This window comes from Saccharothrix sp. 6-C, from assembly GCF_016695385.1.
Classification (GTDB): domain Bacteria; phylum Actinomycetota; class Actinomycetes; order Mycobacteriales; family Pseudonocardiaceae; genus Actinosynnema; species Actinosynnema texasense.
The window spans coordinates 1,877,890-1,895,084 of sequence record NZ_CP064192.1 but is presented as its reverse complement, the minus strand read 5'-3'; the positions used below and the strand labels follow the sequence as shown (position 1 = coordinate 1,895,084).

Genomic DNA, 17,195 nt, shown 5'->3' with positions numbered 1-17,195 from the left:
GGTCATCCGTCCACCGCGATCTCACGCGGCTCCGGCACGGCGGCGGCGCGCTCCCGGTCGCGCTTGGCGACTTCCTCGCGCACGATCGGGATCACGTGCCGGCCGAAGTCGATCGTGTCGTTCACCATGTCGTAGCCGCGCGCGGACAGGATGTCCACGCCGAGGTCGTAGTAGTCGAGCAGCGCCTGGGCCACGGTCTCGGGGGTGCCGACGAGCGCGTTGGAGTTGCCCGCCCCTCCGGTCGCGGCGGCGGTCGGCGTCCACAGGGCGCGGTCGAAGCGCTCACCGCGTCCGGCGATCTCCAGCAGCCGCTGGGAGCCCGTGTTCTCGGGGTTCTTCAACGAGTGCCTGCGGGTCAGCGGGTTCACTCCCCCGGTGCGCGCCTTGATCGCGTCCACCGTCCGGTGCGCCTTCTCCCAGGCCAGTTCCTCGGTCGCGCCGAGGATCGGGCGGAACGCGACCTGGATGCGCGGCAGGTCGGTCCGGCCCGCGTCCCGCGCGGCTCGGCGCACGGCGTCGATCTGCGCGGCCGTGTCGGCCAGCGGTTCGCCCCACAGGCAGAAGATGTCGGCTTCCGCGCCGCCGGCCCGGTAGGCGGCGGGCGACGACCCGCCGAACGACACCCGCGGCCGGGGCCGCTGCACCGGGAACACGTCGCTCACGAAGTCGGCGAACCTGTAGTGCTCGCCCTCGTGGTCGAACGGCTCCCGTGACGTCCAGGCCTTCTTGACGATCCGGATGTACTCCTCGGTGCGCGAGTAGCGCTCGTCCTTGGTCAGGTAGTCGCCTTCGCGCTGCTGCTCGTGGTCCGTGCCGCCGGTGATGAAGTGCACGGTGAGCCTGCCGTCGCTGATCCGGTCCAGCGTGGCGAACGTCTTCGCGGCGAACGTCGGGTAGGACACGTTCGGTCGGTGCGCCAGGAGGATCTGCAGCTTGTCGAGCTTGGTGGCGACGTACGCGGCGGCTTGCGCCGGTTCGGGCGAGCCGGAGCCGTAGGCGAACAGGACCCGGTCCCAGCCGTGGTCTTCGTGGGCTCGGGCCAACCGCAGCGTGTAGTCCTTGTCGAACGCGGGGCCGCTGCGCGGGTGCGTTTCGGAACCGTCGTTGGTGCCGCCGATCCCCAGGAACTCAACAGGCACGTCAGTACCTTCCGTCAGGTGGGAGAAGACGTCGACGCGCCCGCGACGTTGAGGGAGACGGCGCGGGGTCGACGGGAGGGGTGGAACGCGGGCGTCAGCCCCGACAGGAGGCCGACCACACCCGACCGAAGTCGATGTGGTCGCGGGTGACGAGCCGCGGGTTGTCCACGGCCCCAGTGCAACAGCGGCACGGGTCGTCGTCAACGGACGTCCGACCGCGTCCAGATACCGGAATGCCTTGACCGGCCTCGCCGACGCGCGCTTACGATCACCGCGCGGCGTTGAGGGACGCGGCACCGACGTCGTGTTCCCTCTGCTCTGGAGCCACCGATGAGCGCGTCCGCCCTCTTCTCGCCACCGCGGTCCGACGAGACCGCCTCGATCGTCCCCCTCCGCCGTCCCTGGCGCCGGGCCTCCGCCGCGCTCGTGGTCGCCGCGGTCGGTGTCGTGCTGTGGTCGGCGGCGACCAACGAGCGGTTCCAGTGGCACGTGGTGCTCCGCTACTTCGCCACCGACGCCGTGCTGCGCGGGCTGTGGCTGACGTTGTGGCTGACCGCGGTGACGGTGGTGCTCGGTTTCGCCATCGGCGGGGTGCTGGCCGTCATGCGGTTGTCCGGCAACCCGGTGTTGGCCGGCGTGAGCTGGGGCTACGTCTGGTTGTTCCGCTCGGTGCCGCTGCTGGTGCAGCTGCTGTTCTGGTTCAACTTCGGCGCCCTGTACCCGGCGTTGTCCGGCGCCACGCCGGTGATCGGCCCCATGACGTCGGTGATCATCGGCTTGGTGCTGCACGAGGCCGCCTACGCCGCCGAGATCGTGCGCGGCGGCATCCTGTCCGTGGACTCGGGCCAGGCCGAAGCGGCGGCGGCGCTGGGGCTGCGGCGGTGGCGGGTGCTGCGCCGGATCGTGCTGCCGCAGGCGATGCGGTCGATCGTGCCGGCGGCGGGCAACCTGCTCATCGGCACGTTGAAGGGCACGTCGATCGTGAGCGTGCTGGCCGTGCAGGACCTGCTGTACTCCGTCCAGCTGATCTACAACCGCAATTACCTGATCATCCCGCTGCTGCTCGTCGCCACCGTCTGGTACGTCGTCGTCACGAGCCTGCTCGGCGTCGGTCAGCACTACGTCGAGCGCTACTACGGGCGTGGCGCGCGATGAGCGCCGTCGTCCTGGTGGGGGCCGGACCTCGGGCGTCCGGAATCCTGGAGCGCTTGGGCGCAAACGCTTCCGGGCTGTTCGACGGGCCGCTGGAGGTGCACCTGGTCGACCCGTTCCCGGCCGGTGCGGGCCGGGTGTGGCGGCACGAGCAGTCGCCGTTGCTGCGGATGAACTCCATGGCCGAGGACGTCACGGTGTTCACCGACTCGTCGGTGACGTGCGCGGGTCCGATCCGGCCGGGGCCGTCGCTCGCGCACTGGGCGGCGTCGTGCCTGTCCGGCGTGGAGCTGGCGCCGGAGGTCCGGGCGGAGCTTGCGGCGATGGGGCCCACGTCGTTCCCGAGCAGGCGGGTGCAGAGCGCGTACCTGAAGTGGTTCCACGAGCGTGCGGTGTCGTCGTTGCCCGACGGCAGTTCGGTGACGACGCACGCGACGAAGGTGGTGCGGATCACCGGGTCGGCGCAGGTGCGGCAGCGGGTGTGGCTCGCGGACCGCGCCGAGCCGCTGGTGGCCGACGTGGTCGTGCTCGTGCTGGGGCACCTGGACACCGTGGTCGCGCCCGAGCACCGGGAGCTCGCCGACCACGCCGCCGCCCACGGGCTCACCTACCTGCCGCCGGGCTACACGGCCGACGCGGACCTCTCGGTGGTGCCGGCCGGCGCGGACGTCGTGGTGCGGGGCATGGGGTTGGCGTTCGTCGACCTCGCGGTGCTGCTGGGCGAGGGGCGCGGCGGCCGGTTCGTGCGGGACGACGGGGTGCTGCGGTACGTCCCGTCCGGCCGTGAACCCCGTCTGCACGTCGGCTCGCGCCGCGGCGCGCCGTACCACTCCAAGACCGGCTACCGGCTGCTCGGGGAACCGCCGGGGCCGCCGAGGTTCTTCGTCGCGTCGCGGCTGCCGGCACGTCCCGGCGGGCTCGACTTCCGCCGGGACGTGTGGCCGCTGATGGCCAAGGAGATCGCGTACGGGCACTACCGCGAGCTGTTCACCGGGCACCCGTCGCGGGTGCGCGAGCCGTGGGAGGCGTTCTCGGCGCGGTTCGCCGAGCTGGGCTGGGACAGCGGCGAGATGCGGGCGCTGGTGCGCGACAGCGTGCCGGCGGAGGCGGATCGCCTCGACCTCGACCGGCTGGACCGACCTCTCGACGGCCTGCGGTTCCCCTCGTCGGACGCCTTCCAGGAGTTCCTGCGCGCCCACGTCACGGCGGACGTCGCGCGGCGCTCGGATCGGGCGTTCAGCGCGGACCTGGGCGCGTTCCTGGCGCTGCTGGGCGTGTACGGCCAGTTCGCGGCGCTGTCCGCGACCGGACGGCTGCGCGGCGAGGACGGGTGGTGGCACGGGTTCTTCAGCTCGATCGCGAGCGGGCCGCCGCCGGACCGGTTGGAGGAGCTGGTGGCGCTGTCCCGCGCGGGCGTGGTGCGGTTCCTGGGCGCGGACGTGTGGGTCCGCGCGGAGGACGGGGTGTTCGTGGCCGGCAGTCCGAGCGTGCCCTCGCACGTCGTGCGGGCGACCGGGCTGATCGAGGCGCGGCTGCCCGTGCACACCTTGGCGCACACCGCCGACCCGTTGCTGAGGTCGATGGCCGCGGCCGGTGACGTGACCGACGTCGACGGCCTCGTGCTGGTCGACCCGTCCGACAGCCGGGTCGTCGACGCCACCGGCACGCCGCACGCGCGGCGCTTCGCGATCGGTCCCTACACGACCCGAAAGGCGTATGCGGCGTTCGCCCGGCCCGGCACCGACGCGCCGAACTTCCGGCAGAACGACGAGGTCGCGCGGGAGGTCCTGCACTTCCTCGCCGCGGCGGCCGGGCGTGCGGGCGAGTCGGTGGCCTGAACCTGCGGACGGCGGTCCTGCCGCACGGGTGCCGGGTGCCCGCCTCGATCCGATCCGGCGCGGGAGCCGGGCGAGGGGTTGCCGACGAGGCCGCCGACGACGAGCGGCCGGCTCGGGAGCCGGGCACGCGGGCGTCGTCGGCGGTCCTCGATGTCCACCGCCGTGCGGGCTCAGCCCGTCCTGGGCAGCCCCGGCGGGTTGATCTCGCTCTTCTCCACGGCCTCGTCACCCAGGCCCCACCGGTCGAGCACCTCGGCGTACCGGCCGGTCGCGATCAGGTGGTCGACGGCCTCGGCGACCGGCTCCACCAGGCCGCTGCCCTTCTTGGTGGTGGCGGCGATCTTGCCCACGATCGAGCCGCCGCCCGAGAAGGTGCCGATCACCTCGGTCTTGCCGGACGTGGTGACGTGGTAGGCCGAAGTCGGGTTCGGGCCCAGGAAGGCCTCGATCCGGCCGGACTCCAGCGCCAGGTAGTAGTCCGCCGGGTTCTGGAAGTACTTGACGTCCGTGGCGGGCAGGCCCTTCGCCTGGTTGGCCCTGCTCCAGTCGACCAGGATCTTCTCCTGGTTCGTGCCGGACTGGACCGCGATGACCTTGCCCGCCACGTCCTCGGGCCCGGCCACGCGCCACGTCCCGCCCTTCTTCGCCTCGAACGCCAGGGTGTCGAGCCGGTAGGTGGCGAAGTCGTACTTCTCCTTGCGCTCCTCGGTGACGGTGATGTTGGACAGGGCCAGCGGGTAGGCGCCGCTGTCCAGGCTGATGAACAGGTTCTCCCAGGACGTGCTCTCCAACCGCGGCTGCAACCCGAGCACGCCCGCGATCAGCACCGCGAGGTCGGTCTCGACCCCGATGGGCGTCTTGTCGTCGGTGGCGAAGAAGCGCAGCGGCGGCGCGGTGCTGACCGACCCGCCGATGACGAGCACGCCGCTCCGGCGGATCTCCTCGGGCACCTTCGCCGCGATGGCGTCCACCTCGTCGGCCGTCACGCGCCGCTGGTCCGGGCCCAGGTTCACGGTCTTGCCGCCGGCGACCACCTGCTCCTCGGTCGTCCCGCCGGCGGCGCCGCAGGCGACGAGCGAGACGGCGGCGGTGACGGCAGCGGCTATCTTCAGGAAGGACAACGGGACTCCCGGGTGTGGTCAGAGCACTTTGGACAGGAACGCGCGGGTGCGCGGGTGTTGTGGCTCGTCCAGGACCTGGGCCGGCGGTCCCTGTTCGACCACGACGCCGGCGTCCATGAAGACCACGGTGTCGGCCACGTCGCGGGCGAACCCGATCTCGTGCGTGACGACGATCATGGTGGTGCCGCTGCGGGCCAGGTCCCGGATCACGTCGAGCACCTCGCCGACCAGCTCCGGGTCCAGCGCGGAGGTCGGCTCGTCGAACAGCAGCACCTTCGGTTCCAGCGCCAGGGCGCGGGCGATCGCGACGCGCTGCTGCTGGCCGCCGGACAGGTGCCGCGGGTAGGCGGACTCCTTGTCGGACAGGCCGACGCGGTCCAGGAGCCGACGGGCCTGCGCACGGGCTTCGGCCGGGGGCTTCCGGCGCGTCGCCACCGGCGCCTCCACGATGTTCTCCAGCACCGTGAGGTGCGGGAACAGGTTGAAGTTCTGGAACACGAAACCGACGTGGGCACGTTGCCGGAGCACGTCGCGCTCCCGCAGCTCGTACAGCTTGTCGCCGCGACGGCGGTAGCCGATCAGGTCGCCGTCGATGCCGACCAGGCCGCGGTCGGCCTTCTCCAGGTGGTTGATGGTGCGCAGCAGCGTGGACTTGCCCGAGCCGGACGGCCCCAGCACGACCACCACCTCGCCCGCGCCGACCCGGAGGTCGACGCCGCGCAGCACCTCGTTGTCCCCGAAACTCTTGTGGACGCCGCGGACGTCCACCATCACCTCGCCCATCTCCACCCGTCCTCGTTCCTGGTCGCGCCCTTGGCGTAGTGCTTCTCGACGTAGTGCTGGACGATCGACAGCAGGGTGGTCAGCGCGATGTACCACGCGGTGGCGACCATGAGCAGCGCGACCACCCGCGCGTTGCGGCCGTAGATCACCTGGACCTGGTAGAACAGCTCGCCGATGGCCACCACGGAGACCACGGACGTGCCCTTGAAGAGGCTGATCACCTCGTTGGTGGCGTTCGGCAGGATCGAGCGCATGGCCTGCGGCAGCACGATCCGGCGCAGCTGGCGCGACCGGGGGATGCCGAGCGCGGCGGCGGCTTCGAGCTGGCCGTGGTCCACCGAGATGACCCCGGAGCGCACGATCTCCGCCGCGTACGCCGCCTGGTGCAGCGCGAGTCCCAGCACGGCCGCGCCCATCGGGCTGATCAGGTCCTTGGTCGGGAAGCCGAAGAACGTCGGACCGAACGGGACGCCGAAGTTCAGCTCCTCGTAGAGGTAGGAGATGTTGAACCAGAACAGCAGTTGCACGATCAGCGGGATCGAGCGGAAGGCCCAGACGTAGGTCCAGCTCACCGCTTCCAGGAAACGGCTGCGCGACAACCGCATCAGGGCCAGCACCATGCCCAGGGCGAAGCCGATGACGGTGCCGTAGAGCGTCAGCTCCAGGGTGACCACGACCGCGTCCAGGACGGATCGGGCGGTGATGAAGCGGGCGAACGTGGCCCAGTCCCACCCGGGGTTGGTCGCCAGGCCGTGGACGAACTGGGCCAGCAGGACCAGCACGACCGCGATCCCCACCCACCGCCACGGGTGGCGGGCGGCGACGACCTTCAGCGCCGGCGAGTCGAGGGCACGCGGGCGTGGTCGCGCGGACACGCTCATGGCGGAGTCCTTCCGGGGAGGGGAGGGCGCTGCGGCGCGAAGGACCGCTGGGGGCCACTGCGATGGGGCCGCCGCCCGGGGATGGGCGGAAACGTAGCCACCCCGCCGGCGCGCGAACAAGGACGCCCACGTGCTGAACGATGTGGTCAGGTGGTTGACAAACCGGCCGCGTCACCCGAACCGACGAACGCCGGAGCGGTCGCTCCGGTCCACAGAGGAATGTCGCGGTCCGACGGATCGGGCGGGCGTGGTCGCGCCGGGGAAGTCCTGCGGCGGCAGCGATCCCGGCAGCGATCCCGGCGGTGGTCTCGGCGGTGGTCTCGGTGGTGCCGGGCGGTCCCGGTTACTGCTCGGGGAACATCCGGGACATGCCCGGCGGTGGGGTGAAGCGGCGCCAGCGGGTGGGGCGTTGGGACAGGCGGTCGGCGATCAGCCAGAGGACGGTGGCGTTGTAGCCGTAGCCCAGGTGGCTGGAGGTGACGGCGACGTTCTCCTGGCGGGCTCTGGGGGCGGAGATGCAGGTCTGCCAGGCGACGATGCCGTCGGACTTCGAGTAGACCGACGTGGACGGCACCGGGAAGGGCGGGCGGGTGTGCTCGGGTGGCGGCATGTCGGCGCCGGCGACGTAGAACCTGGCCAGGAGCCGGTAGACGGGGTTGACCCTGGTCTGGTTCAGGTCGGTCATGGCGTAGGGGCTGCCCAGGGTGATGACCTGGCGGACCGTGCCGGGGTGGTCGCGGGCCAGTTCGCGGGCGAAGATGCCGCCCAGCGACCAGCCCACGATGCTGACCTTGCCGTTCACGGCCAGTTCCCGCAGCAGGTCGCGCATCCCGCGCACGACCCCGACCGACGGGCCGATGTTCAGGCCGAGGCCCCAGCCGTGCACGTCGTAGCCCAGGCCGGTGAGGAACTTGCGCAGCGTCGCGGTCGAGGCGTCGGTCGCGCCCAGGCCCGGCAGCACCAGGACGGTGTGGCCGTCGCCGCTGGGCGCGGCTTTCAGCAAGGAGCGGGTGGCCGCGAACTGGCCGATGCCGACGGCGGTGCGGGTCGGTTCGGTGAGGTACCAGAGCAGGCCCGGCGCCGGATCGGGCCCGGCGGTCGGCTCTTCGTGCAGGTCAGGGTGGTCCGGTGGGACGTGCGGCAGTGCTGACATGGCCCCTCCCCGCTCCGCGTCGAGCGCGAACCCCAGGTGACCATGATGTTTCGTGGCGGTTGATTGCGCCAGTACCGGCAAGTCTCGATTTCTGCGCGCCACCTGCCTGGACCAGCGGGCCGCCACGGGCCTACGGTCGGGCGATGGACCGGATGAGCGCCATGGACGCGGGTTTCTTCTTCATCGAGGACGAGAACGTGCCCATGCACGTCGGGTCGGTCTTGGTCTTCGAAGGTCCGGCGCCGTCGTACGGCGACGTGGTGCGGTTGTTCGCGGCGAAGCTGGGCACGGTGCCTCGCTACCGGCAGCGGGTGAAGGCACTGCCGCTGCACGTCGGCCGACCGGTGTGGGTGGACGACGAGCACTTCCAGATCCTCTACCACGTCCGGCACACCGCGGTGCCGTCGCCGGGCGCGGACGACCAGCTCCGCAACCTCGCGGGCCGGCTCTTCGCGCAACGCCTGGACCTGGCCAAGCCGTTGTGGGAGGTCTGGCTGGTCGAGGGCTTGGAAGGCGGCCGGTGGGCGATCATCTCGAAGGTCCACCACTGCCTGATCGACGGCATCGCGGGCAGCGACCTCATGCAGGTGCTGCTGGACTGGCGGGAGGACGCGCCGCTCCCCGAGCCGGTGCGGTGGCAGCCCGCCGACAGCCCGTCGACCTTGGACCTGGTCGTGGACGGCGTGCGCGACGCGGTGCTGACGCCGGTCACGCACCTGGCCAAGTTCCCGGCGCTGGCCAAGCGGTTGCGCAGCGGCTCGGAGGTGCTGGACTTCGGCCGGGCCGTGCTGGGCAGCCTGCCGACGACCGCCCGTCGACTCGTCGCCGGCACCCCGAAGACCTTGAACGGGCCGATCGGACCGCACCGGCGCTGGGTGTGGGCCCGGGCGGACCTCGCCGAGATCAAGGCCGTCCGCCGGGTCACCGGTGGCACGGTGAACGACGTCATCCTCGCGGCGGTGACGCGCGGTTTCCGCGACCTGCTCGCCAAGCGCGACGACCTAGCCGACGGTCAGGTGGTGCGCAGCATGGTGCCGGTGTCGATGCGGTCGTCCGCCGAGCGCGGCGTGCTGAACAACCGGGTCAGTGCCGTGTTGGTGAACCTCCCTGTCAGTGAGCCGGATCCGCTGGCACGACTGGCGTCGATCCGGGAGCAGATGGACGACCTCAAGGGCAGCCGCCAGGCGGCCGGGGCGGATGTGCTCACGAACCTGTCGAACTTCGCCGCGCCCACCCTGCTGGCCCTCGGTTCGCGCACCGCCATGCGCTTCCCGCAGCAGCTGTTGCAGACGGTCACGACGAACGTCCCCGGTCCCCGCATCCCGTTGTTCATGCTGGGCAGGCGGCTGTCCGAGATCTACCCGTACGTGCCGATCGCCAGCACCATGCGCGTCAGCGTGGGCATCTTCTCCTACCTCGACCAGATCACCTTCGGCATCAACGCGGACTTCGACGGCGTGCCGGACGTCCAGGTGCTCGCCGACGGCATCCGCGCGGGCTTCGACGAACTGGTCACGACGACCGCGAACTGAGGCGATCGGCCGCCGCCGCGCCCGCCGACTCGACCGCCTCCGCCGCCACCTCGCTGATCCTGGTCAGGGCTTTCGGGTCGATGTACAGCTCCACGTCCTGACCGATCTTGAACACCACCGCACCTCCTCCCGGCTCCACCTCGTAGTTGATCCACACATCGCCCGGCACCTGCACCCACAGGTGAACTTGAGCCCGACCCATGACTTCTCCCGTCTCCGCCCTCTGTTAAGATCGTGCCGAGGTTTGGTAATATTAGCAAGTGGCACAACCCGATCGGGTGATAAATCATGGCCATGTCACCGTCTGTAGCCGGCTGGGAGCTGGGTCTCCGCCTGCGCGAGCGCCGCGAGCTCATGGACGTCACCGCCGTGTCGGCCGGCAAGGCCATCGACACGAGCCAGTCGTACATCTCGGGCATCGAGAACGGGAAGCTGAAGATCAACGCGAGCAAGCTGGCCGAGCTCGCCACCGTGCTCGAGTTCGACGAAGCGGAGATCGAGGAGCTGCAAGCACTCCGGGAGGCGGCGGGTAAGCGCGCCTGGTGGAGCCCCTACTCCGCCATGTTCAGCTCGGACATGCTGCGCTACTTCGGCTTCGAGCACGGGGCCGAGGGCATCCGCGCCTACAACGCGGGCTTGATCAGCGGACTGCTCCAGACCAAGGACTACGCCCTGGCGGTCATGCACGGAGGCGGGCCCAGCATCCGGCTCGCCGAGGCGAACCGCCGGGTCGAGGTGCGCATGAAGCGCCAGGAACGCCTCGACGACGAGGACGACCCGCTCCGGTTCACCGCGCTCATCGCCGAGTCCGCGCTGCGGCAGCAGGTCGGCGGGCGCGAGGTGATGGCCGGGCAGCTGCGGCACCTGGTGGACAGGATCGAGCGGCTGCCGGACACGCTCGACGTGCGGATCGTGCCGTTCTCCGCCGACTACTACAACGCCCTCGGCGGCTCGAACTTCTACATCTTCGGCTTCGCCAGCAGCCGGCTGCCCGAGCTGGTGTGGCAGGAGACGATCACGTCCACGGATCTGATTGATCAACCGATGCGGATGCGCGAGTACAATCTGGCTCACGACCAGGCCATGGGTTACGCCCTCGGCCGGACCGAATCGCTTGGTCTGATCGAGCAGATCCGCAGGGAGCTTGAGTGAGGGACCGCACCGACCGCAGTGGCTGGTTCAAGTCGAGTCGCAGTGCGGACAATCCGTCGTGCGTCGAGGTGCGGTTCGTGCCCGACGCGATCGACGTCCGCGACTCCAAGAACCCCACCGGGCCGGTGCTGTCGTTCCCGCGTGACGCCTGGGCGAAGTTCCTCAGCCGGTGAGGCTCCCGGCGGCGAGCCACTCCTTGATCCGCGTCGCCACCAGCTCGGGCACCTCCAGCTGCGGCACGTGGCCGACGCCCTCCAGCACGTCGAAGCGCCACGACGGGTTGCGGCGCGCCGCTTCCCGGGCCGATGCCACGGGCACCAGCCGGTCCTTGTCGCCCGCCATCAGGTACACCGGCACGCGCACCTTGCTCATCGCCGCGTAGTACCGCCGCCGGGTGGCCCCGGTCCACACGACCGACCGGGCCGCCGTCAGGAACGCCTCGTCCAGGCCCGGGATCTCGGCGCGCTGCTCCAGCAGCGACATCGAGGCCAGGATCATCTCCTCCGGCACCGACTTCGCGTTCGCGCACACCAGGTTCAGCACCCGCTTGACCTGCCGCCGCGTCGACACCCCGGCCCGCGACTTCGCCAGGAACCACTGCCCCACGCCGGGCACGGCGTACATCGCGAACGCCGCCGCCACCTGCGGGTCCAGCCGCGCGCCCAGCGCCAGCGGCACGGCCGGGTCCAGCAGCGCCAGCGCGGTCACCGACGCGGGACGGCGGGCGGCGTGCAGGATGGCGACCATCCCGCCCATCGAGTTGCCGACGAGCACCGCCGGCTCGCCGACCACCTCGGCCAGGAACCGCTCCAGCAGCCGCGCGTTGGCGGGCACGGTCGTGGCGCGACCCTCGGGGTGGGTGAGCCCGAACCCGGCGAGGTCGACGGCCAGCACCCGGTAGCGGTCGACCAGGTGGGGCGCGAGCAGGCACCAGTTCAGGTGCGAACCGCCCAGTCCGTGCACGAGCACCATCGGCGGTCCGTCGCCGCCGAAGTCGACGTAGTGCACCGGAGCGCCGTCCAGGTCGACGTGCCGGCTCGTACCGCCCCAGTGGTCGAGTGTCGTCATACCGGTCAGTATGTCCCGGACGGGTGACGGTCGGGACCGGGGCCCTCGCCTAAGAACTCCTAACAGAATGATCTTGGGTATGCTGTGATCTTGTCGGATGTGGTGTTGGTCCGGTGGGAGGTTGGTGTGGCCCGGCGTCGGCCGTGGGAGGTCGAGGACGAGCTGTGGGAGTTGATCGAACCGCTGTTGCCGAAGGTCGAGCGGCGGTTCCGGTATCCCGGTCGTAGGCGGTTGGACGATCGCAAGGCGTTGTGCGGCATCCTGTTCGTGCTCTACACGGGCATCCAGTGGGAGTTCCTGCCCCAGGAGCTGGGCTACGGGTCGGGCATGACGTGTTGGCGGCGGTTGCGGGACTGGAACGCCGCAGGGGTGTGGTCCCGGCTGCACGAGCTGCTGTTGGCGAGGTTGCAGGCCGCGGGGGCGTTGGACTGGTCTCGGGCGGTGGTGGACTCCTCGTCGATCAGGGCGGTGAAGGGCGGCCCAAAACCGGGCCGAGCCCGGTCGACCGTGCCCGGGCGGGCTCCAAGCACCACGTGATCACCGACGGCGGCGGCGTGCCCTTGGCGGTGACGTTGACCGGCGCGAACCGTAACGACATCACCCAGTTGATGCCGCTGATCCACGCCGTCCCGCCCGTGCGTGGACGGGTGGGACGACCGCGGCGTAGGCCCGGCCGGTTGTTCGCCGACCGGGCCTACGACCACGACAAGTACCGCCGCCAACTCCGCGCCCAGGGCATCCGGCCGGTCATCGCCCGCCGCGGCGTCGAACACGGCTCGGGTCTGGGCGTCCACCGCTGGGTGGTCGAACAGACCCTCGCGCTGCTGCACTGGTTCCGCCGCCTGCGCGTCCGCTGGGAGATCCGCGACGACATCCACGAGGCCTTCCTCAGCATCGCCTGCTCGATCATCTGCTGGCGACGCCTCCAACGCCACCACTCATTGCGTTAGGAGTTCTAATGTGGTGAACATGATCGTGTGGATCAACGGCGCCTTCGGCGCGGGCAAGACGACCTTGGCCGAGGAGCTGCGCCGCCGCCTCCCGGACGCGCTGTCGTTCGACCCGGAGCACATCGGGTTCCTGCTCCGGGTGTCGGCTCCCCCGGCGGAGACCGGCGACTTCCAGGACCTCCCGGCCTGGCGCAAGCTGACCGCCGAGTTCGCGATCACCCTGCACCGCGAGTACGGGCGGCACCTGATCACGCCCATGACGCTGGTCGAGCCGACCTACCGGGAGGAGGTCTTCAAGCTCCTCGCCGCCGCGGACGTCCCGCTGCGGCACGTCTTCCTGGACGTGCCGGCCGACGAGCTGCGCCGGCGCATCGAGGCCCAGGTGATGGACCCGTACAACGAGGAGGCCGACGCGCGGATCCGCGAGTTCCGGCTGGGCAACGTCGACCGCTGCGTCGCCGCACGGGCCGCCCTACCCGCGGACGCGCTGGTCCTCCAGGCCGACCGGCACACCCCGGAGGAGCTGGCCGACCAGGTCCTCGCCACCCTCTAGGAGGACGTGCGCGCCGGGCCGAGGCGCACGCCTCGGCCACCTCCCGCACACGGGTCACGTCACCGCGGCCACGCGGGACGCGGCCCAGGTGCCGAGCGCGATCTCCGCGGTGATGCCGGGGCCGAAACCGGCGATGACGCCGCGTGCGCCGTGCCCGGCCCCGCCGTCGGCGAAGAGCCGTTCCAGGGCGTCGAAGATGACGACGCTGGCCACGTTGCCGCGTTCGGTGAGCGTCGTGCGGCTGTACCGGAACGTCTCCGGCGGCAGCCGCAGGTACTTGCCGAGGTCGTCGAGGATCCGCGGCCCGCCCGCGTGCACGATGTAGAAGTCGAGGTCGGCGATGTCCCAGCCGTGCGGCTCGGCCACGTCCCGCATGGCGGGCGCGAGCACGGACATCGTGCCCGGCACCCGCTTGTCGAGCAGGAAGTGGAAGCCGGTCTCCCGGACTTCGTAGGCGATCCAGCTCTCGGTGTCGGGCACCAGGCGCGAGCTGTTCCGCTCGATCCGCACGCCCTCGCCGCCCTCGCCCCGCACCACGGCGGCGGCCAGCGCGTCGCCGAACAGGCCGTTGGACAGCAGGTTGCCGATGCCGAGGTCGGTCGGCTGGTACAGCAGCGAGCAGAACTCGCACGCCACGATCAGCACGTTCGACCGGGGGTAGGCGGTGCAGAAGTCGTGCGCGCGGTTGATCGCCGCACCGCCGGCGGCGCAGCCCAGCTGCGCGATCGGGAGCTGCCTGGTCGAGGACCGGAACCCCATCGCGTTGATCAGCCAGGCGGTCATCGACGGCATCATGAAGCCGGTGCACGAGACGTACACGATGAGGTCGATGTCGGTGGCCGTGAGGTCGGCGTGGTCCAGCGCCCGGCGCACCACGTCCGGCACCCTGGACTTGGCCTCCTTCTCGTAGAGGGCGTTGCGCACGGCGAAGCCGGGGTGTTCCAGGGTGTCCCCGATCGGCTGGAGGATGTGCCTGGTCTGGACGCCGGTGTTGTCGATGAGCCGCAGCGCGAGGTCCAGCTGCGGGTGGTCGTGGTGCAGGACCTTGGCCAGCGCCAGGGTCTGCTCCCGGGTGATGAGGTGCTCCGGCACCGCGATGGCGGGCCGGCACAGGGTGGCCACGTCGCCGCCCCTCACCAGGCGACGGGCAGCGTCAGCGGGTACCGCCAGATCGAGGCGGTGCTCCACCGCACGTCCCGCGCCGGCACGGCCAACCGCAGGGTCGGGAACCGGGCCAGCAGCCCGCCGATGGCCACTTGGAGGACCATCCGGGCCAGGTGGGAGCCGAGGCAGTGGTGGCTGCCGTGGCCGAACGCCAGGTGCGGCACCGGGTCGTCGCGGTCGAAGTCGATCTCGTCGGGCCGGTCGTAGGCGAACCCGTCGCGGTTCGCGGCCAGGTACGACACGTGGACCGCCTCACCCGCCCTGATCGTCACGCCGCCCACCTCGACGTCCTCCAGCGCGACGCGCGGGATGCCGACGCCCTGGCGGAACGGGATGAACCGCAGCAGCTCCTCGATGGCCCGGGGCAGCGACTCCGGCCCCGACCGCAGCCGCGCCAGGTGCCCGGGGTGGGTGAGCAGCGTGTACGTGATGTCGCAGATCTCGTAGGTGGTGGTGTCGTGGCCGGTGACGACCAGCAGCATGGCCAGCACGGACAGCTCCGCGTCGGTCAGCACGTCGCCGTTCACGCGGGCGGTGGCGAGGGCGCTGACCAGGTCGTCGCCGGGGTCGCGGCGGCGGGCGGCGGTGAGCCGGTCGAAGTAGGCGCGCATCGCGATCTTGGCGCCGGCGGCGGTGACCCGGTCGGCGAGGCGCATCGACATCATGGCCGCCGCCCACCGCCGCAGCGCGGGCCGGTCGGGTTCGGGGATGTCCAGCAGCTCGCAGATCGTCATCAGGGGCAGCCGGGCCGCCAGGTGCTCGACCACGTCCGCCGGCGGGCCGTGCTCGACCATGGTGTCGAGCAGGGTGTCCACGGTCCGCCGTGCCCACGGTCGCAGCGCCTCGACCTGGGGCGTGGACAACGCCTTGGCGACCAGCCTGCGGACCCGGTTGAGGGCGGGCGGGTCCATCAGGTTGATCGCCTCGCGCTGCGCGATGGGCGCGGGGGTGATGCGCGGGAAGTCCCGGCCGATCAGCGCGGCCCGGCTGAACCGGCGGTCGGAGGTGACCGCGCGGACGTCGTCGTGGCGCGTCACGAGCCACGCGTCGCCCTCGCCGTAGGGCAGTCGGACCTTGGCGACGGGCGAGTCGGTCCGCATCCGGGTCAGGAAGGGGTCGGGCTCCAGGGCTTCGTCGTGACGAAAGGGACAGCTGGGCACGACCTCGCGGTGGTGCGTCTGGACGTTCACAACGTCGTCCCCCTCTGCGGTGATCTGCGGCGGTCCGGGTCGGAAACTCATCCTTCCCATCAGACACGTTGTCGGACCGCCACGTCGCTCCGCGGGCGCGGGTTCATCAGTTGTCGCGGTTCTCCCACCGGTTCGTGACCGGCGACCGCGGGCCCGCTCACTCTCCGAGCCGGCTCTCCCCACACGTCCAGGCGCTCAAACACCCTCCTTCGAGCACCGGCTCGGTGCGCCACAACCGCGCAAAGTAGATCAGCACGACCCGCAGCTGGCGTCCTCGGCCGCAGCCGCGAACGGGATCGGGCAGGACGGCGCGTGGGCGCACGTGAGCAGGTCGTCACAGCCGAAGTCGAGCGCGCTGCGCAGGGTGTCGCGGATGACGCCGAGGTCGGCGATCCTGGCCTCCACCTCGGCGAGCTTGGTCGCGACCCGGTCCCGCAACCCCGGCTCACGGCGCGCGCCGAGCCCCCGGCGGCGCGCGTCGAGCAGGTCGGAGATCTCGTCCAGGGTGAACCCGAGCCGCTGCGCCGCCTTGATCATCCGCAGCACGGTGAGCGCTTCCGGCGGGTAGAGGCGGTGGCCGCCCGGCGTCCGGTCCGGCTCGGACAGCAGGCCCCGGCGCTCGTAGTAGCGCAACGTCTGGTGGTTCACCCCGGCCGCCTCGGCGAGCCGGCCGCTGCTGAACGCGGTCACGCCCGCTCACCCGCCCGCTCCTGCAAGGCGTCGAGCACGTCGACGTGCTCGCCGGTGACGGTGACGTCCAGCCGCACCTGCCCGGCCGAGGCCACGACGGCGAACGTGAAGAACGAGCAGCACCCGGTCTCGCGCACGGCCAGCGCCGCCGCCCGCGCCGCCACCTCCGGCGTCGGGTCGAGGGTGATGCGCAGGTGGGTCGGGTCCGGGCGCCGCACGTCGCCGGTGGTGAACAGGCGGTCGAACTCCGCTTCCCGCAGCGGGCGTTCCGCGGTCGGCAGCGCGCACGCCGCCGGCGCCCACGTGGCCCGGGGTTGATCTGTGCTCATGACGCCAAGGTAAGCCTGTACCCCGGTACCGGGTGCAACCTCAGAACAGGGGCGTGAAGACGCACTCGAAACCGGTTCTCAGCCCCGGCTTGTGGGTGGCGGCCATCCAGAACTCGCCGGGACGCACGACGCCGCCCAGGTGACCATCGGCGACGTGGCCGACGACGGTGGTGGGCGGGCTCTGCGGCCCCACCAGCAACCGGACCCGCGCGGTCCGGCCGGTGACGAAGTACACGGACACGTACCCGAAGGTCCTGGCCTGGTAGACGGTGTCCAGGGCGGCCGGGAAGCGCGGTTCGCCGATCCCCGCCGCAGCCGCCCGCCCCGCCGGTGACCCGAGTGCGCTCTCCGCGCGTTCGGCCGGCTCGGCCGGCCGCGCGTGCCGCTCCACGTCCTCGGTCAGCTTGCCCAGCAGGCCGGCCAGCTGCTCGACGCGGCCTTCCAGCTCCCGGACCCGCGCGTGCAGCGCTTCGTCCCTCGACCCGACCACCAGTCCCACC

Annotated in this window: 19 protein-coding genes; 7 read left to right on the top strand and 12 right to left on the bottom strand. The window is 71.3% G+C overall.

Annotation, left to right across the window (positions count from 1 at the left end; translation table 11 throughout):
* Positions 1-2: 2 nt before the first annotated feature.
* Positions 3-1,139, bottom strand: coding sequence for an LLM class flavin-dependent oxidoreductase (locus IOD16_RS08760; protein ID WP_123742722.1), 1,137 nt, complete (start codon positions 1,137-1,139; stop codon positions 3-5).
* 330 nt (positions 1,140-1,469) lie between these two features.
* Here IOD16_RS08760 and IOD16_RS08755 point away from each other — a divergent pair, with 330 nt between their 5' ends.
* Both IOD16_RS08755 and IOD16_RS08750 read left to right on the top strand, forming a co-directional pair.
* Entirely contained in the window at positions 1,470-2,294 is an 825-nt protein-coding gene (locus IOD16_RS08755) for an amino acid ABC transporter permease (RefSeq protein ID WP_201439630.1), read from the top strand.
* Entirely contained in the window at positions 2,291-4,129 is a 1,839-nt protein-coding gene (locus IOD16_RS08750) for an FAD/NAD(P)-binding protein (protein ID WP_201439629.1), read from the top strand. Before IOD16_RS08755 ends, IOD16_RS08750 begins: the two co-directional genes overlap by 4 nt.
* A gap of 170 nt (positions 4,130-4,299) precedes the next feature.
* Here IOD16_RS08750 and IOD16_RS08745 read toward each other — a convergent pair whose 3' ends face one another.
* The 4 genes from IOD16_RS08745 to IOD16_RS08730 form a co-directional block, all read right to left on the bottom strand.
* Positions 4,300-5,250, bottom strand: coding sequence for an ABC transporter substrate-binding protein (locus IOD16_RS08745; protein WP_236594837.1), 951 nt, complete (start codon positions 5,248-5,250; stop codon positions 4,300-4,302).
* An 18-nt stretch (positions 5,251-5,268) separates the two neighbouring features.
* Complete coding sequence (locus IOD16_RS08740) at positions 5,269-6,033, bottom strand: amino acid ABC transporter ATP-binding protein (protein ID WP_328809489.1); 765 nt, start codon at positions 6,031-6,033, stop codon at positions 5,269-5,271.
* Entirely contained in the window at positions 6,021-6,914 is an 894-nt protein-coding gene (locus IOD16_RS08735; RefSeq protein ID WP_201439628.1) for an amino acid ABC transporter permease, read from the bottom strand. Before IOD16_RS08735 ends, IOD16_RS08740 begins: the two co-directional genes overlap by 13 nt.
* Positions 6,915-7,257: 343 nt before the next feature.
* Positions 7,258-8,067: an esterase/lipase family protein gene (locus tag IOD16_RS08730; protein ID WP_201439627.1), complete on the bottom strand. Its 810-nt coding sequence runs from the start codon at positions 8,065-8,067 to the stop codon at positions 7,258-7,260.
* A 143-nt stretch (positions 8,068-8,210) separates the two neighbouring features.
* Between IOD16_RS08730 and IOD16_RS08725 the strand changes: the two genes are divergently transcribed.
* Positions 8,211-9,599, top strand: coding sequence for a WS/DGAT/MGAT family O-acyltransferase (locus tag IOD16_RS08725; RefSeq protein WP_201439626.1), 1,389 nt, complete (start codon positions 8,211-8,213; stop codon positions 9,597-9,599).
* Here IOD16_RS08725 and IOD16_RS08720 read toward each other — a convergent pair.
* Positions 9,580-9,801, bottom strand: a complete 222-nt coding sequence (locus tag IOD16_RS08720) for a hypothetical protein (protein ID WP_201439625.1) — start codon at positions 9,799-9,801, stop codon at positions 9,580-9,582. The genes IOD16_RS08725 and IOD16_RS08720 overlap by 20 nt on opposite strands.
* Before the next feature lie 92 nt (positions 9,802-9,893).
* On the opposite strand from IOD16_RS08720, the gene IOD16_RS08715 reads away from it, so the two are divergent.
* A complete protein-coding gene (locus IOD16_RS08715; RefSeq protein WP_236594836.1) occupies positions 9,894-10,751 on the top strand; it encodes a helix-turn-helix domain-containing protein in 858 nt (285 codons plus the stop codon).
* Entirely contained in the window at positions 10,748-10,924 is a 177-nt protein-coding gene (locus tag IOD16_RS08710; protein WP_123742731.1) for a DUF397 domain-containing protein, read from the top strand. The genes IOD16_RS08715 and IOD16_RS08710 overlap by 4 nt, the downstream gene beginning before the upstream one ends.
* Here the strand turns inward: IOD16_RS08710 and IOD16_RS08705 are convergent.
* Positions 10,914-11,819, bottom strand: coding sequence for an alpha/beta fold hydrolase (locus IOD16_RS08705; RefSeq protein WP_201439624.1), 906 nt, complete (start codon positions 11,817-11,819; stop codon positions 10,914-10,916). The two genes, IOD16_RS08710 and IOD16_RS08705, sit on opposite strands and share 11 nt — an antisense overlap.
* 126 nt (positions 11,820-11,945) lie before the next feature.
* Here IOD16_RS08705 and IOD16_RS08700 point away from each other — a divergent pair.
* Together IOD16_RS08700 and IOD16_RS08695 are read left to right on the top strand one after the other, a co-directional pair.
* A protein-coding gene (locus IOD16_RS08700; protein ID WP_201441186.1) for an IS5 family transposase occupies positions 11,946-12,769 on the top strand; the annotation gives its coding sequence in 2 pieces (ribosomal slippage) (positions 11,946-12,300 and positions 12,300-12,769; 825 coding nt in all).
* A gap of 19 nt (positions 12,770-12,788) precedes the next feature.
* Positions 12,789-13,322 carry an AAA family ATPase gene (locus IOD16_RS08695; RefSeq protein WP_201439623.1) on the top strand — a complete coding sequence of 178 codons (534 nt, stop codon included), beginning with the start codon at positions 12,789-12,791 and terminating at the stop codon, positions 13,320-13,322.
* Positions 13,323-13,376: 54 nt separating this feature from the next.
* Here the strand turns inward: IOD16_RS08695 and IOD16_RS08690 are convergent, their stop codons facing one another.
* The 5 genes from IOD16_RS08690 to IOD16_RS08670 all read right to left on the bottom strand — a co-directional run bounded on the left by IOD16_RS08690 (position 13,377) and on the right by IOD16_RS08670 (position 17,185).
* On the bottom strand, positions 13,377-14,444 hold the full coding sequence (locus IOD16_RS08690; protein WP_201439622.1) for a type III polyketide synthase: 1,068 nt from the start codon (positions 14,442-14,444) through the stop codon (positions 13,377-13,379).
* Between the two features lie 11 nt (positions 14,445-14,455).
* Complete coding sequence (locus tag IOD16_RS08685) at positions 14,456-15,676, bottom strand: cytochrome P450 (protein ID WP_201439621.1); 1,221 nt, start codon at positions 15,674-15,676, stop codon at positions 14,456-14,458.
* 249 nt (positions 15,677-15,925) lie between these two features.
* A complete protein-coding gene (locus tag IOD16_RS08680) occupies positions 15,926-16,366 on the bottom strand; it encodes a MerR family transcriptional regulator (RefSeq protein WP_201439620.1) in 441 nt (146 codons plus the stop codon).
* Positions 16,363-16,695, bottom strand: coding sequence for a hypothetical protein (locus tag IOD16_RS08675; protein ID WP_201439619.1), 333 nt, complete (start codon positions 16,693-16,695; stop codon positions 16,363-16,365). The genes IOD16_RS08680 and IOD16_RS08675 overlap by 4 nt, the downstream gene beginning before the upstream one ends.
* Before the next feature lie 40 nt (positions 16,696-16,735).
* Complete coding sequence (locus IOD16_RS08670; protein WP_201439618.1) at positions 16,736-17,185, bottom strand: hypothetical protein; 450 nt, start codon at positions 17,183-17,185, stop codon at positions 16,736-16,738.
* Between the last annotated feature and the right edge of the window lie 10 nt (positions 17,186-17,195).